Genomic DNA, 14,396 nt, shown 5'->3' with positions numbered 1-14,396 from the left:
ATGATTGGTTATGCACTAAAAAAACTCATGTATGGATTGCTGGTTATGGCTGGCGTGATACTGGTTGTTTTTGTGCTGTTTAACATCCTGCCCGGCGATCCTGCCCGGATGACTATGGGGCAACGTGCCGATGTGCAATCGCTCGAAGCGGTACGTAAAGAGTTTGGTCTTGATCGTTCGAAACCCGTTCAGTTTGTTTTGTATGTGAACGATTTATCGCCTGTTAGTGTGCTCGATAACGATACTGCCACCCGACAGAAATATCATTACACTAAATTAATGACTTTCGGTAAAAAGGCAGTTGTGATCAAATGGCCCTATTTGCGCAGTTCTTATCAAACCAGGCGTGATGTGACTGAAATTCTTGCTGAAACCGTTCCAAATACTTTTATCCTGGCATTAACCGCCATGATTTTCGCCACACTGATTGGTGTGTTTTTAGGTGTGCTATCAGCAGTATATAAAGATTCGTGGATTGATAAATCGGCCAATGCCTTCGCTATTTTGGGTATCTCGGCACCCTCCTTTTTTGCGGGGATCATTATTGCCTGGCTTTTTGGTTTTGTACTGAGCAATTACACGGGATTGAAAATGAGCGGAAGTTTATATTCTTACGATCCTTTTAACGGCGAAGTACTAACCCTGCGCAATTTATGGTTACCGATGATTACTTTAGGACTGAGACCACTGGCCATTATTGTACAGCTTACGCGCAGTGCCATGCTCGACGTACTGGCCCAGGATTACATCAGGACAGCCAGGGCAAAGGGTTTAAGCAGGAATACGATTATTTATAAACATGCTTTAAAAAATGCCATGAATCCCGTTATAACCGCTATTTCTGGCTGGTTTGCTTCTTTATTGGCCGGATCGTTTTTTGTGGAATATATTTTCGGCTATAACGGACTGGGCAGAACAACTGTAACCGCATTAGAGATGTCTGATTTCCCTGTAGTAATGGGGTCGATATTATTTATTGCTTTTGTTTTCGTTGTAATTAATATATTGGTCGATATTTTGTACGCCTATATCGATCCGAGGGTGAAACTGGCGTAACCCAAAAAATAATAAGCATGAGCAATACGAACCATACAAACAGCGAAAATTTAACAACTGTTCCAGGTAAAGCAATTTCAGGAATCATTTTTCTGGTAGGGTACATGGGATGTGGTAAAAGTACCAAAGCAAAGCAATTGGCGCACCGGTTGGATTGCCCTGTAATTGATCTTGATGCTGAAATCGTTGCCAAAAGTGGAAAAAGCATTGCCGAATATTTTGCTGAGTTTGGTGAGAGCGGTTTTAGGGATTATGAAAGTGAAATGCTTAAAACTTTCGATTACCCCGAAACCTGTGTGGTTGCTACCGGTGGTGGTTTGCCCTGTTTCTTCGATAACATGGAGTGGATGAATGCGCACGGTGAAACAGTTTATCTGCAAATGGAACCTGCGGCTTTGGTGTCGAGGTTACACAATCGCCAGAAACGACCGCTAATTAAAGATTTAAACGACGAACAATTGCTGGTATTTATTAAAGAAAAACTACAGGAGCGCGATCCTTTTTATACCCAGGCGAAATTAATTGTTGATGCCTTTGATCTGGACGGCGAAAAACTGGAAGCAGCACTTAAGGCTTAATCCCTCCAGATACTTGATACTATATACCCGATACTATATACCTGATACTACTTACCCGCTACTAGCTTAAACCACCTCATCAACACAATCACTTACAATTTTAGCCGACAGCAGAGCCAGAGGGATACCTCCGCCGGGATGAACGCTTCCCCCGCAGAAGAATAAATTTTTAACCTTTGAGCTGAAGTTCGGATGCCTCAGAAATGCAGCGAACTGATTGTTTGAGCTATTGCCGTACAATGATCCCTGGTAGGAACCGGTTTTACTTTCTATGCTTTGTGGATCTAAAATTTGTTCGCAAACAATATCTCTTTCAATATTCCGCTTTAAAATGCGACTGATTTTTTGGATGATATTGGCTCTTGCCTGCTGAATGAGCTGATCCCAGTCTTGGCCATTATTGGCGGGGACGTTAATCATGACAAACCAGTTTTCGCTATCTAAAGGGGCATCTGTACGGAGGTGTTTACCGCTAATGTTAATATAAACCGTGGGATCGTTGCTGATTGTTTTATCTTTCCAGATGCTGTTAAACTCTTGCTGATAATCTGATGCAAAAAAGATGTTGTGTAAACCTAAATCGCTGTAATTGCTATCCATACCCCAGTAAAAAATTAAGGCAGAGCTGCTGCGTTCTTGACTGAGTAGCTTTTTAGGTTGCGTTATACCCTTAAGCAAGTTTTTATAGGTAAACCAGATATCCAGATTCGAAATTACTACCTCTGAGGTAAGCATTTTATCATTAACCGTTACGCCCTGTACTTTAGGTTTGCGCCCGTTAGTATACCGTATTTCTTCGACCTTTTGGTTGTAATGGAATTTTACGCCCAGCTCTTCTGCCAGTTTTACCAGACCATTAACAATACCGTACATCCCGTTTTTAGGTAAATAGGCACCAAAATGGTACTCAAAATGCGGAATTACATTTAAAGTTGCGGGAGCCTGATACGGGTTGGAGCCATTGTAAGTAGCGTATCGGTTAAAGAGTTGGACAATTCTGGCATCTTTAAAAAAACTGTTATTGGCCTGTTGCTGTGTCCTGAAAGCATCGATTTGCCCAAACCTGAAAACTGATTTTAAGGTGTCCCAATGAAGGTAACTTTTCAACTTGTGCAGTGTGCGTTCCAGAAATACTTTGTGGGTTACGTCGTAAATGGTCGCACTTTTTTTTAGAAACTTTTCAACTTCTGCTGCGGTTGACTCGGTTTTTGTTTCAATTTCCCGTGCAAAGTCATTTAAATCAGCTTTAGCCGTTAACCTTAATCCATCTTCGTAAAAATAACGGCAAATTTCTTTTAGCCTGGTGTATTCGAAATAATCGTTTGGATTTTTACCGGCTAGCTGAAACAGTTCATCTACATATTGTGGCATGGTAAACAGGCTGGGGCCTGCATCAAACCTGAATCCACTCATGTTGATTTCTGCCAGTTTACCCCCGGGTTTAGAGCCAGCTTCAAAAACGCTTACCTCATATCCCTTTATGCGCAGGCGGATAGCCGAAGCGATTCCGGCAATTCCGGCACCGATAACAATTGCTTTTGGTTTAGGCATGATGCGAAAATAGGATAATATTTTTACTAACTTAAAGTAATGGATAGGGATAAAATTATCATATATAAAACTAAAGAAGGGTTACCTGCAATTGAAGTTGCTTACGGAGACGATACTGTTTGGCTAACACAAAAGCAGATTGCTGAAGTTTTTGGAATTCAGGTTCCAGCAGTTAATAAGCATATTAACAATATATTACGTAACAAAGAATTGGATAAGTCAACTATTTCCAAAATGGAAATAGTTAGAGTGGAAGGTTTGAGGAGTGTAAAGAGGATGATTGATGCTTATAATCTGGATATGATTTTATCAATTGGTTATAGGGTAAATTCGGTTAGAGCAACACAGTTTCGTATTTGGGCTAACCAAATTTTAAAAGACTATTTACTTAAAGGATATGCCTTAAACAATAAAAAGTTGCAGGAGCAGAGTCAGCAATTATTGGAGTTAAAACAGGCGATTAATAACTAACTTATTTCAACTCCTCCAGATATACCCTTGTCTGCTTTTCAACTTCTCCTGTGGTAAACTTAATCGCAGAACCTACTCTTGTGGTTTGTGGTTTTACCGCCATTTTATTGATAGTAGCCAATGCATCAATATACCACTTGCTCCAAACCTCAATAATGTGCTTTTCTTCTGCTGCGGATTTACCTGCTGCTATGGCCTTTTTGCTTAAATCGAATTCGGTTTTTAAGCGGCTAAGTGCATCAGCTTTCACCTGTGCAACAGTTGCAATTGCTGTATTCTCATCTGCCGATATTAAGGTGTATGCCGCGGTTAAACCACTTATACCAACATTTTTCATTTCCGTTGGCGAAACTTTATCAATCCTGTCGTTATCGGTGTGGTAAAAAACATCGGTAAAATGCCACATTAATAACCCAGGAATTTTATTTTGTAAAAAAGGAGTATGGTCGCTACCGCCTTCAAAAGGATTATAATTAACCGTCCAGTTGGCAAATTTTCCTTGTGCTTTGCAGATATCGAAAATGAAATCGTTAAAATAATGAGGGAAAAGATCTTTTTCAGCTACATCGCCGGCGCCCCATTCGGTATGTTTGTCGGTTCCCCTGGTCCAGATAGCTGATGGATCAGGCATTTTTTCAATCAGAAAAGATCCACCGGTCTTTTTGGTGTCTTCGCCAACCATATCCAGGCTCATTCCCCACATAATGCCTTTGGCGCGGGTACTATCTTCGGAAATGTATCTGCGGGTCGAAACAATTTCATCGCCCCATAAAAAGGTTAAACTGCGTTTGGGGTTTATTTTTTTTGCTTTATACAATTCTGCAGTTAAGCGCGCCATTTCAGCCAGGGTGCCCACGCCACTTGCATTATCATTGGCTCCGGGTTCCTGTACGTGTGCACTAAAAACAAAGCGCTCATCAGGGTTTACACTTCCGCGCACATTCGCTACAATGGTTAATTCTTCTGATGGATAAATTTTGGTTTGGATATTTACTTTTAACTGAGGTGTACCTTTTAAGCAAGCGGCTTTTAATTTTTCTTTCGCCGCGTACGATAGCAGTAAAGTCCACACCTCGCTGTTCGCCTTCATGCTGCCAAACTGAATAGAGGTCTGGTGCACTTCGGGTTGTGTATATTTAGGCATCGAATAGCCCAGTACACCAATGGCACCTGCTTTAGTAGCAGCCTGGAGTAAGCGTGAGGGATGACTTTCTGAAAACAGGATTTTTCCCTTCAGATCCATTTTTTCAAGATCGGCCGGACTCGTTTTTTCGAGATAGACTACCGGAGCGGTAACGCCGCCCGCAGGGGTTGAGCCGCAATTAATCGGAATCATATTGCGGTTAGTTTGAAAAGAGATTAAAGGCTGTTGCTCACCAACAATAGCGATGCTGGCATCAACAGGCTCCCAGGTATTGGCTTTCATCGCCCGTTTTTCGATGCGATAAGTTAAAGGTGCTTCAAATTCATTTTGCTGCTGAGCTACAAAACCTGCTTTTTTCAATATGCTTTCTACCTGGTGGATGCTGGCGTTGAAACCTGTATTGCCGGGCACACGAAAGTATTTCTCTACAAAAGCTGTGGTTTCGTAGGCATTTTGTGCATTAAAACCTTTCCGGGTGAGTTTAAAATATTCATCCTCTGGATTCTGTGCGTAACTGGTCAACCCCGCAAAAAGCAGTGCAAAAAGTATCTTCGTTTTCATAAGCGTTTATAAAAGCGAAAGATACTAAGAATTTAAGCGTAACGCTTACCAGTTTTACGTTTCATTTCTGCATCGGCCGATAATGGTCCGGAGCCTACCACCCAAAACATGATGAGCAGGAATAAAACCAGCACGGAGAACCAGAGTTCTGAGTTTGGAGAAGAAAAACCTGGGGTAAGGTTAACGAAAAATACGGCAAACAGCAAAATCGGAATCTGGATAACCACCGCAAAGCGGGTTACTAGGCCCAGCGTAATTAAAACGCCACCAACCAGGTGTGCAAATGCCACCACATGTATGGCCATGCTGATTAACATGCTGGAGAAACCAAAAATATTGTTTTGTGTAATCATGTTCTGGAGTACAGATGTATCGCTAACAAAAGAAACACCTTTTCCAAAAATGACAAGGCCAAGGACAATGCGAAGATAATCCAGCCATTTTGAATGATGAACATCGCCCCAATGTTCAATTTTACGGATAACGTTCATAACGAACCTCCATTTTTATGTGAATGATAACTTAAGTTACGGAAATTATATTGGTATATCAAACAAATAATTGAAAATCAGTGGATTTTAAATAAGTAAATTCAGGATGGTTCAAGGAACTTGAATATATTCGAATTTTAAAATAGAGATGGACTTATTAGAATTGAAAGATAGACTACATTGGGCTAATATCCCCGATCGATGGTATTCCTTAAATGAAGGTTTAAAGCCTGATGCTTGTATCTTATACAAAAATTATTCTAGGTGGGAGTTTTTTTATTTGGATGAAAAAGGCGGGAGGAATGACTTTAAGGTTTTTAGTAATGCAGAAGAGGCCTATGATTATCTATGGAGTAAGATGGAGTATTTACTACGGTATTCTAAGATAGAGCCTAGAAAGCCTAACATCTAAATATTTAGATGATTTGAATTGGGATAAATTTTTATTTCGAATACATAGAGTCGAGGTTATTGAAAAAGGGGATTTAACCATTTGATGTAAAATTAACAAAAACTTAAACTATACCATTTTGGTTTTTGGTATGAATTTAGTATTATTGTTAAAATTGAAAGGTTTTTTATCATGAGCAAAGAAATACTTGAATTTTCTGTACAGGTAGATGAAAAGTTTGACCTGAAATTTAACTGGCTGGATGGTTTCTGGGGCGCCGCATTTAAATTTTTTGGAAAATAATTTTTGAAACCAAAATTTTCATAACGGATATCCAGTCCTTTAGGGATGGTATTGTCCATTTTTTTTGTGCCGGCATCTTAGCTTTCTACCTTTTTGATCTTCTTGCTTCTATCTTATCTTCAATAGTTTAGTTCTTCTGGATCCACATTTTTAACCCTCTGTCTTTCAACCCTCAACCTTTTACCTCTTTTTTCTATCTTTGCAAGATAATGAGTAGAAGAAAACCCGGTACGGTAACTATTGTTCCAAACGTACAAATAATCGATATTGCTGAAGAAGGAAAAGGTGTTGGCAAAGCCGACGAGTTGGTGATTTTTGTGGATAAGGCAGTTCCCGGCGATGTAGTGGATGTACGTTTAACCAAAAAGAAGAAGAATTTCGCTGAAGCGGTAATTGAGCAACTTCATGAAAAGTCTGATTTACGTACCGATCCTTTTTGTGCTCATTTCGGAACCTGTGGCGGTTGCAAATGGCAACACATGGGTTACGAATCCCAATTAAAATTTAAACAAAAAAATGTAGAGGCCGCGCTGCAGCGCCTGGGTAAAATAGATACCTCGCATACAGAGCCGATTTTAGGTTCTGCAAATGATCGTTACTATCGCAATAAATTGGAGTTTACTTTTTCGAACAAACGCTGGTTAGAAAAAACCGATGTAGAGCGCGACGAAGATTTTGATATGAATGCCCTGGGCTTTCACGTACCCCTGCGTTTTGATAAGATTTTAGATATTGAGCATTGTTATTTGCAGGCCGAACCTTCCAACTCAATCAGGAATGCGGTAAGAAAGTACGCTTTAGAAAACGGGTTATCGTTTTACGATTTGCGTAACCACGAAGGCGTACTGCGTAACCTCATCATCCGTACTTCATCTACTGGTGAAGTAATGATAGCAGTAGTTTTTGCTTATCCTGAACAAGAGCAGATAGATGGTTTAATGAATTTCCTTAAAGCAGAATTTCCACAAATTACTTCATTGCTTTATATTGTTAACCAAAAGAAAAACGATACCATTTTCGATCAGGAAGTAGTGGTATTTGCAGGCCGCGATCATATTTTTGAGGAAATGGACGGTATTCGTTTCAAAATTGGCGTAAAATCTTTCTACCAAACCAACTCTGAGCAAGCTTTCGAATTGTATAAAATTACCCGTGATTTTGCAGAGTTTAAAGGCGATGAGCTGGTTTATGATTTATACACAGGAGCTGGAACCATTGCCAATTTTGTGGCTAAAAATGTAAAGCAGGTAGTAGGGGTAGAATATGTGCCAACCGCTATTGAAGATGCTAAATTTAATTCTGAGCTAAACGGAATCGATAATACCATCTTTTATGCCGGTGATATGAAAGATATTCTAACTGCAGAATTTATTGCCAGTCATGGCAAGCCTGATGTGGTAATTACCGATCCGCCAAGGGCTGGTATGCACGCCGATGTAGTGCAACGCTTGCTGGAAATGGAAGCTGAAAAAATTGTTTACGTAAGCTGTAATGCCGCAACTCAGGCCAGAGACCTCGAGTTGTTAAAAGAAAAATACGATGTGGCACGCATTAAGCCTGTGGATATGTTCCCGCACACACAGCATGTGGAGAATGTTGTATTATTAAGGTTAAAATCATAAGATGTAAAATGGAAGATGTATGTTGGAAATTAAAACCTTCCAACATTTAAACCTTTCAACAATAAAAAATGTAGGATGTATGCCGGAACTTTACAACGTTTCAACATTCAACCTTTCAACAATAAAAATGGATAGAGAAGAATTGTTAAGCGCCACACCAGAAGACGGTGGGGCGCCTCAAAAGAAACAGGAAAGTCCGCTGGTAAGTTTAGAAAAAGACCTTGAGCTTTATACGGATGCGATAAAAGAAGTAGCTATAGAGATTATGGTTGAAGGCATTTCTGCACACCCTATTTTTATCGCCCATCAGCATGAAGTGAATATTGGTGAGCTAATTTTGAATAAAGAAGAACTTAATACCAATTGGACGATACAAGCTTCCACCTTAGAGGAGTTTGTAGAAAAAGGAATTATCAGTAAAGAGAAAAAAGAACCCTTTTTAAAAGTTTATAAAAAGCCTGAAGATTTTATGTGCGTATTCGTGATTGTTCCCGAAGGTGCCAATTTTATTTATTACCCGTATAAGAAAAGATAGTCTGGAGTTGTCCGGAATCGGAATCATAAATACTACACTTATTCCACCTGTGTAATCCATCCCATCTGTGCAATTCCCCTAAAAAACAAACGCTGCTTTGTATCCACAAAGCAGCGAGTTATCATTAAACTAAACTAAATTTTCTTAATTCACGTGTCTTACATCTCCGCTTTTTGAGCTTGATGTTTTCTTCAGTGATGCATTTCCTTTATAATGTACGTCGCCACCGCCGCTTGCAGATGCTTCAAGGCCTTTGTTTACGTAAATAGCCACATCTGAACCGCCAGATGCCTGTACTTTGGCATAATTGGTTATAAAACCATAAGCATCAATATCACTGCCGCCGCTTGATTGGATGGTCATGTTTTCAGCTTTACCTTTTAGGTCAATATCGCTACCACCGCTTGATTGGATGGATAAATCGTTACAAACCACATCCAGTTTCAGGTCTGAACCGCCAGAAGAACGGATAGCCAGTTTATCTGTTTTTAACTGATTTTGGGTATATACATCCGAACCACCTGAGGCTGCAATGGTATTCAGGCTCTTATAGGTTACATAAGCTTTAATTACGCGATTTTTAAAGAGGCCGCCCCAATTAATACCATCTTTAAATTTGATATTTACATTGGCTCCGTTTTGTTCTACTACAATGTTTTTCAGGGTTTCGCTATCTGATTGGATGCTTACGCCTTCATTTCCACCTTGGGTAAGATATAAGTCTATTCCGCTGCTAATATCGATGCTGTTAAAGTTTTTTACGGCAACATTTTTGGTTTCCTGTGCTCTGGCCATATAGCTGCTCACGATCACAAATAAAATGATTGCAGATTGGGTAAGGGTTTTCATAGTGCTCTTCGTTAAATGATTATTAGACTGGCAAACCTGGTTTTTAGGGTAATAACAGCCTGGGATTTTGTTTTTGGTATTAATAAGACGCAGTTAAGGTCAAAACGTTGCAGACAATCGAAATTATTTTTCAAATAGTTTGAATTTCATCCTTAAAATCGTTCTTTTTGTATTCAACCTTTTAATACAATGGCCGCATCACAATTACTTATTCTAAACAAGAAACAAATTCAGCAAAAGATAGATCGTATCGCTTATCAGATTTTAGAAGATAACCTGAACGAAAAGGAAATTGTGCTTGCCGGAATTTGGGATCGTGGTTATAAACTGGCTTTGCGCCTGGAAAAAGTGCTGAAAAAAATCTCTGGCTTTAAAGTAACATTGCTGCGCATCGATTTGCAAAAAGAGAGCAGCAAACTGGTAGCCTCAACTGATTTAGATGAGAGCTACTGGAAAAACAAGGTGATCATCATTGTTGATGATGTTTTAAACAGCGGCAAAACCTTAGCTTATGGCTTGGGTGTTTTCTTAAATACGCCGCATAAAAAAATCCGTACGGTGGTTTTAGTTGATAGAAGCCATAAAATTTTCCCTATTGCAACCGATTTTGTTGGCCTCGAACTGGCCACCATTTTAAAAGAGCATGTAGATGTGGTAATGGATGTGGAAGGTGAAGAAGACCGGGTGTATTTGAGTTAGGGGAAATGTAAGACGTAAGATGTAACGCGGATGTGCCATTACATTTGCAATTCAGCTCATTTTTTTGCAATTTCCCAAAATGTATCAGCCCCGGAAAAATAATTTGATTTTTAGCTTTTTCTCCTGGTACATTCAGTTTATCATTAAAAAAGATTTCACAGCCTTTCATTTCGATCGGGTTGAAACCAAATCTGATGCTTCAATGCTTATTCTGGCCAATCATTTCAGCTGGTGGGATGGTTTTTTTATCTTTTACCTCAATAAAAAGGTGTTTAAAAAGCAGTTTCATGTATTGGTTAATGCCGATAATTACAATAAGGTTAGCTTTTTGAAATATTTAGGTGCTTTTGCTGCCGAAGGCAAAGGGAAAGATGTTTTAGATACCCTCAGTTATGCGGGTGAGCTGTTAGATGATCCCAATAATTTGGTGCTCGTTTTTCCGCAGGGCAAATTGTATTCAAATCATTTAAAAAGTATCAGCTTCGAAAAAGGCGTTATGCAAATGATTAATGCCAGTAAAAAAAAGATCAATATCATTTTTGCGGCTACATTTATCGATTACTTTGCCAAAAGAAAGCCTTCTGCATATACTTATCTCCAAAATTGGGAGACTGAAGAATACGTGAGCTTGCAGTTGTTGAAAAGTGCGTACAATAAACATTACGATCAATCGGTTATTAAACAAACACAGATTACTGAATGACAATTTTTATTTACGCGGTGCTGATTTTTCTGGTCATCAGGTTTTCAGTTACCCTTTTTAATTTTCTATCTAACCCTAAATTGCCGCGCGTAATTAAGCATTACCATGAGAAGGTTTCGATCCTGATTCCGGCACGGAATGAAGCTGATAATATACTCGACTTATTAATATCTATCCGCAACCAGGACTATATCAATTACGAAGTTATCGTTTTAGATGATGGTAGCAGCGACCAGACATTTACACTGGTAGAAACCTTTTGTGTGCAAAACCCTAATTTCAGGATCGTTAAAGGGCAAGAGCTACCACTGGGTTGGCTTGGGAAAAACTTTGCCTGTCACCAGCTTGCCGAACTGGCTACCGGAAATTACCTTTTATTTATTGATGCCGATGAAACCATTAATGGCGGACTGATTAACAGTTTAATTGCCCGTATGGAAGTTGGTGAACTTGCTTTGCTGAGCGTTTTTACCAATCAGGTGATGCTATCGATAGGTGAGCGCTTAACGGTACCTTTAATGCATTTTATTTTGCTAAACTTATTGCCATTGCGACTGGTTAAACTTTCAAAAAATCCGGCATTTGCTGCGGCAAGCGGACAGTGTATGTTTTTTAATGCCCATAACTACAGTGAAAACCAGTGGCACGAAAAGGTAAAGAACCAGGTGGTAGAAGATGTTGAAATTATGAAACGCGTTAAACAGGAAAAATTTAATGCCGAAGCACTTTTAGCCAACGGCCTGATTTATTGCAGGATGTATAAAGGACTGAACGAAAGTATTGCCGGGTTCAGTAAAAATTTACTCGCAGGTTTTGGTAATAACATCTTAATCTTATTACTTTACCAGCTTTTGGTAACTATTGGTCCGGTAATTTTAATTTTAAACTTTAATGTTACTTTACTGGTGTTACCATTAACTTTAATAATTTTAAGTAGAATAATGATTTCTTATTTATCAGGACAAAATGTTTTGGTTAATTTGATATTGCATCCTTTTCAGATGTTGTTCTTCTTAATTATTTCATTGATTTCTATAAAAAAGCATATTTTTAAAACAGGCACATGGAAGGGCAGAACGATCAAAGCGATTTAAAAGTTAAAAAAATTGCAGTTGCTGTAATTATCGTTTTTCATTTGGTTGGTTTACTCGGTTTTTTAATTCCGGCTGCCCAGCCTTATTTCCTTAAGCTGGTTCCTTTTCATTTACTGCTCATGTTTGCCGTAATTGTTTTTGCCTACAATGCGGATGTTAAACGTTTGTTGTTATTTGTTTCGGGCGTTTTTCTATGTGGCTTTATGGTTGAGGTTTTGGGGGTACATACCGGCAAGATATTTGGCAGTTATTATTATGGGCCTACACTGGGTTACAAAATTGCTGCTGTGCCTTTGTTGATGGGGGTAAACTGGGTAATTCTGATTTTTAGCGTAGGGCAAATGATGAAAAGCCTGAAGATTAGAAACAGTATTCTCGCTTCTGCACTGGGTGCACTCGCATTGGTTATTTTCGATTACTTTTTAGAACCTGTAGCCATGAAATTTAACTATTGGCAATGGAACTGGCACGAAATCCCGGTTCAGAATTATGTGGCCTGGTTTATTGTTTCGGTTATTTTATTGAAGTTTTACTATGCATTGGGCCTTAAACAGCAAAAATACCTGGGCACAGCGATGTTTGTGGCACAGTTTATCTTTTTTGTTGTCTTATACATGACAACGGGAACAAATATTTTTGCTTAATTTTGCATTGCAATGGGTTATAACTTACAGGTCAACATCGATAAATCATCAGGCTTTTGCTTTGGTGTAGTGTATGCCATAGAAATGGCCGAAGACATTTTGGATAACGATGGTTATTTATATTGTTTAGGAGATATTGTGCACAACGATGAAGAAGTTGAACGTTTAACCAACCGGGGATTGAAAATCATCGATCACGAAATTTTAAAGAATTTACGCGATGAAAAAGTGCTGATCAGGGCACATGGCGAAGCTCCATCTACTTATCAGCTGGCTTTAGAAAATAACCTTACCTTAATTGATGCCTCTTGCCCGGTGGTTTTAAAACTGCAGAACCGGATTAAAAATTCGCACGATGATGATGAGCAGGTACTTATTTTTGGCAAGCACGGACACGCAGAGGTAATTGGTTTGCAAGGCCAAACCGATGGTAAAGCAATTGTTTTTCAGGATTTGGCAGAACTCGATAATGTTGAGCTTCCTGCTAAGTTTACTTTGTATAGTCAAACCACCAAAAGCACCGATAAATTTTACCACATTAAAGATGAATTGTTGAGTCGCGGTTACGAGGTAAAGGCCAACGATACCATTTGCAGGCAAGTATCTAACCGTTACGAGGAATTGGAAGATTTTGTAAGCCATTACAATAAAATCGTTTTCGTTTCAGGTAAAAAATCATCCAACGGTAAAGTGCTTTACGATGTATGTAAAAAGTACAACGAAAATTCTTATTTCATTTCGAATGTTGAAGAGTTGGAGCAAGGCTGGTTTGCCGAAAACGATAAAGTTGGCATCTGCGGTGCAACCTCTACACCAATGTGGCTGATGGAAAAGGTAAAGGCCAGACTAGAAGAATATTAGATTGCATTGAAGATACTCCTCCTCGTTAATTAAAATGATTGAAGAGGTGCTGAAACAAGTTCAGCATGACGGCAAGGAGGGAATCAAAGATTGTAATCATTTCAATATAAACTGTAAATTGAAAACTGTAAGCTCATTTACCGGAATATTGGTTGCATTAACTGTAATTGCCTGCTGGTTCATTTCAATTTTTTTCTTGTTAAACTGGCAGTTCAGTTGGACAAATCCTTTGGTTTACCTAATGGTATTGGTACAAATGCATATGTATACTGGTTTGTTTATTACCGCACACGATGCCATGCACGGTACAATTTCAAACCATAAAACAATCAACAATTTTTTCGGTTACCTTGCGGTATTTTTATATGCTGGATTTTTCTATAATCGTTTGTACACGAAACATCACCAGCACCACAATCATGTACATACCGTAAACGATCCTGATTTTGCTCCGCATGGTTTTTGGAAATGGTATTTCAGGTTTATGCTCAATTATGTAACAGTAATACAACTCGTAATTATGGCCATTGCTTACAATGTTCTGAAAATCTGGGTTCCGGAGCAAAATCTGTTGCTGTTTTGGGTGTTGCCATCGCTGTTAAGCACTTTTCAATTGTTTTATTTTGGTACTTATTTGCCACATAAGGGCGTGCACGATAACGAATATCATGCTTCTACGCTAAAGAAGAACCATTTCATTGCTTTCATTACCTGTTACTTTTTCGGCTATCATTTAGAACATCATCAAAAGCCGGGTATGCCCTGGTGGCAATTGTATAAGACAAAATAACAGGTTAGATGTTCATCAGTGGTGTCAGCTGTTACCAGCTGACACTTGATTAG

The 14,396-nt window shown here is 39.0% G+C and carries 16 protein-coding genes; 12 read left to right on the top strand and 4 right to left on the bottom strand.

What is annotated here, in order from left to right:
• Both OC25_RS22055 and OC25_RS22050 read left to right on the top strand, forming a co-directional pair.
• Nucleotides 1–1,056, top strand: coding sequence for an ABC transporter permease (locus OC25_RS22055; RefSeq protein ID WP_039480710.1), 1,056 nt, complete (start codon nt 1–3; stop codon nt 1,054–1,056).
• 17 nt (nt 1,057–1,073) lie between these two features.
• Nucleotides 1,074–1,634, top strand: coding sequence for a shikimate kinase (locus OC25_RS22050; RefSeq protein ID WP_082018685.1), 561 nt, complete (start codon nt 1,074–1,076; stop codon nt 1,632–1,634).
• Between the two features lie 66 nt (nt 1,635–1,700).
• Here OC25_RS22050 and crtD read toward each other — a convergent pair whose 3' ends face one another.
• Nucleotides 1,701–3,185, bottom strand: coding sequence for a 1-hydroxycarotenoid 3,4-desaturase CrtD (crtD, locus tag OC25_RS22045; protein WP_039480706.1), 1,485 nt, complete (start codon nt 3,183–3,185; stop codon nt 1,701–1,703).
• Between the two features lie 39 nt (nt 3,186–3,224).
• Here crtD and OC25_RS22040 point away from each other — a divergent pair, with 39 nt between their 5' ends.
• The gene (locus tag OC25_RS22040; RefSeq protein ID WP_039480910.1) at nt 3,225–3,656 is read left to right on the top strand and encodes a virulence RhuM family protein; all 432 of its coding nucleotides are present in this window, start codon (nt 3,225–3,227) and stop codon (nt 3,654–3,656) included.
• A gap of 1 nt (nt 3,657) precedes the next feature.
• Here the strand turns inward: OC25_RS22040 and OC25_RS22035 are convergent, their stop codons facing one another.
• The gene (locus OC25_RS22035) at nt 3,658–5,361 is read right to left on the bottom strand and encodes a M28 family peptidase (protein WP_039480702.1); all 1,704 of its coding nucleotides are present in this window, start codon (nt 5,359–5,361) and stop codon (nt 3,658–3,660) included.
• A 32-nt stretch (nt 5,362–5,393) separates the two neighbouring features.
• On the bottom strand, nt 5,394–5,852 hold the full coding sequence (locus tag OC25_RS22030) for a DoxX family protein (RefSeq protein WP_039480698.1): 459 nt from the start codon (nt 5,850–5,852) through the stop codon (nt 5,394–5,396).
• A 583-nt stretch (nt 5,853–6,435) separates the two neighbouring features.
• Between OC25_RS22030 and OC25_RS22020 the strand changes: the two genes are divergently transcribed.
• The 3 genes from OC25_RS22020 to OC25_RS22010 all read left to right on the top strand — a co-directional run bounded on the left by OC25_RS22020 (nt 6,436) and on the right by OC25_RS22010 (nt 8,703).
• Nucleotides 6,436–6,546: a hypothetical protein gene (locus OC25_RS22020; protein ID WP_025145553.1), complete on the top strand. Its 111-nt coding sequence runs from the start codon at nt 6,436–6,438 to the stop codon at nt 6,544–6,546.
• Nucleotides 6,547–6,755: 209 nt separating this feature from the next.
• Nucleotides 6,756–8,168 (top strand): 23S rRNA (uracil(1939)-C(5))-methyltransferase RlmD, encoded by a 1,413-nt coding sequence (gene rlmD, locus OC25_RS22015; protein WP_039480691.1) that lies wholly within the window; start codon nt 6,756–6,758, stop codon nt 8,166–8,168.
• Between the two features lie 127 nt (nt 8,169–8,295).
• Nucleotides 8,296–8,703, top strand: a complete 408-nt coding sequence (locus OC25_RS22010) for a hypothetical protein (protein ID WP_039480686.1) — start codon at nt 8,296–8,298, stop codon at nt 8,701–8,703.
• 144 nt (nt 8,704–8,847) lie between these two features.
• Here OC25_RS22010 and OC25_RS22005 read toward each other — a convergent pair whose 3' ends face one another.
• Nucleotides 8,848–9,552, bottom strand: a complete 705-nt coding sequence (locus OC25_RS22005; protein ID WP_039480681.1) for a head GIN domain-containing protein — start codon at nt 9,550–9,552, stop codon at nt 8,848–8,850.
• A gap of 189 nt (nt 9,553–9,741) precedes the next feature.
• Here OC25_RS22005 and OC25_RS22000 point away from each other — a divergent pair, with 189 nt between their 5' ends.
• From OC25_RS22000 to OC25_RS21975, 6 genes are all read left to right on the top strand, one after another.
• Complete coding sequence (locus OC25_RS22000) at nt 9,742–10,251, top strand: phosphoribosyltransferase family protein (protein ID WP_039480679.1); 510 nt, start codon at nt 9,742–9,744, stop codon at nt 10,249–10,251.
• 103 nt (nt 10,252–10,354) lie between these two features.
• Nucleotides 10,355–10,954 carry a 1-acyl-sn-glycerol-3-phosphate acyltransferase gene (locus OC25_RS21995; protein WP_245222123.1) on the top strand — a complete coding sequence of 200 codons (600 nt, stop codon included), beginning with the start codon at nt 10,355–10,357 and terminating at the stop codon, nt 10,952–10,954.
• Nucleotides 10,951–12,048, top strand: a complete 1,098-nt coding sequence (locus OC25_RS21990) for a glycosyltransferase family 2 protein (RefSeq protein ID WP_039480673.1) — start codon at nt 10,951–10,953, stop codon at nt 12,046–12,048. The genes OC25_RS21995 and OC25_RS21990 overlap by 4 nt, the downstream gene beginning before the upstream one ends.
• On the top strand, nt 12,018–12,692 hold the full coding sequence (locus tag OC25_RS21985) for a carotenoid biosynthesis protein (RefSeq protein WP_052266389.1): 675 nt from the start codon (nt 12,018–12,020) through the stop codon (nt 12,690–12,692). The genes OC25_RS21990 and OC25_RS21985 overlap by 31 nt, the downstream gene beginning before the upstream one ends.
• Nucleotides 12,693–12,704: 12 nt before the next feature.
• On the top strand, nt 12,705–13,553 hold the full coding sequence (locus tag OC25_RS21980; RefSeq protein WP_039480670.1) for a 4-hydroxy-3-methylbut-2-enyl diphosphate reductase: 849 nt from the start codon (nt 12,705–12,707) through the stop codon (nt 13,551–13,553).
• Between the two features lie 118 nt (nt 13,554–13,671).
• Nucleotides 13,672–14,343 carry a fatty acid desaturase gene (locus tag OC25_RS21975; protein WP_039480904.1) on the top strand — a complete coding sequence of 224 codons (672 nt, stop codon included), beginning with the start codon at nt 13,672–13,674 and terminating at the stop codon, nt 14,341–14,343.
• The last annotated feature ends 53 nt before the right edge of the window (nt 14,344–14,396 follow it).

Origin of the sequence: Pedobacter kyungheensis, assembly GCF_000812965.1 — a bacterium.
Classification (GTDB): Bacteria; Bacteroidota; Bacteroidia; order Sphingobacteriales; family Sphingobacteriaceae; genus Pedobacter; species Pedobacter kyungheensis.
The sequence above is the reverse complement of the archived record's forward strand: the minus strand, read 5'-3'. Positions and strand labels throughout refer to the sequence as shown.